Genomic DNA, 1042 nt, shown 5'->3' on the forward strand with positions numbered 1-1042 from the left:
GCGTCGCAACGGCGCCGCCGACGACCCCTTCATCCGCGAGCGGCTGACCCGCGCGTGGACCGGGTTGCGCGCGATGCGCAGCTACGCGTTGGCCACCATGGACGTCGAAGGAGGCGGCCAGGCCGCCGGGAAAGATAACGTGTCGAAGTTGTTGTGGGCCAATTGGCATCGCGCGCTGGGGGAGCTGGCGATGGACGTGATCGGCAAGCCGGGGCTGACCCTGTCCGACGGTGAATTCGACGAATGGCAGCGACTGTTCCTGTTCACCCGCGCCGACACCATCTACGCCGGCACCAACGAGATTCAGCGCAACATCATCTCGGAGCGGCTGTTGGGCCTGCCCCGCGAGAAGTCCGGGGGCAAGAAATGAAATTCGCGCTAGACGAGCAACAGCGCGACTTCGCGGCCAGCATCGACGCCGCGCTCGGCGCGGCCGACCTGCCCGGCGCGATCCGTGGCTGGTCCGCCGGCGACACCGCGCCCGGCCGCAAGGTGTGGGAGCGGCTGGCCGAACTGGGCGTCACCGCGCTGGCGGTTCCGGAGAAGTTCGACGGCATCGAGGCGCACCCGGTCGACCTGGTGGTCGCGCTCGAACGCCTGGGACGCTGGTGCGTGCCGGGGCCGGTGGCCGAATCCATCGCCGTGGCACCGGTTTTGCTCGCCTCGGACGAGCGGTGCGCGGCGCTGGCCTCCGGCGAGCTGGTAGCCACGGTCGCGTTGCCACCGCATGCGCCGCGCGCGGTGGACGCCGACTCGGCCGGGCTGGTGCTGCTGGCTACCGACGACGGTGTGAGCGAGGCCGCGCCCGGCGACCGGCACGAGTCGGTCGATCCGAGCCGGCCCGTCTACGACGTGACCGCCACCGGCCAACCCTGGCAGGCGGAGGTCCGGCGCGCCTTCGAGTTCGGCGCGCTGGCCACCGCCGCGCAGCTGGTCGGCGCCGCCGAGGCGCTGCTGCGGGACACCGTCGACTACGCCAAGCAGCGCGCCCAGTTCGGCCGGGTGATCGGTTCCTATCAGGCGATCAAGCACAAGCTCGCCG

General features: G+C 71.3%; 1 protein-coding gene and 1 pseudogene. Both read left to right on the forward strand.

The window, feature by feature from the left end; all coding sequences use genetic code 11:
• A pseudogene (gene ipdE1, locus A9X05_RS01350) lies at positions 1-370 on the forward strand (acyl-CoA dehydrogenase IpdE1); the annotation flags it as partial.
• Positions 367-1042, forward strand: a 676-nt coding sequence (locus A9X05_RS01355) for an acyl-CoA dehydrogenase family protein (RefSeq protein WP_067778641.1), incomplete at its 3' end; no start/stop codon positions are given. The pseudogene ipdE1 and the gene A9X05_RS01355, both read left to right, overlap by 4 nt.

Origin of the sequence: Mycobacterium sp. E3298, from assembly GCF_001666895.1 — a bacterium.
Taxonomy (GTDB): domain Bacteria; phylum Actinomycetota; class Actinomycetes; order Mycobacteriales; family Mycobacteriaceae; genus Mycobacterium.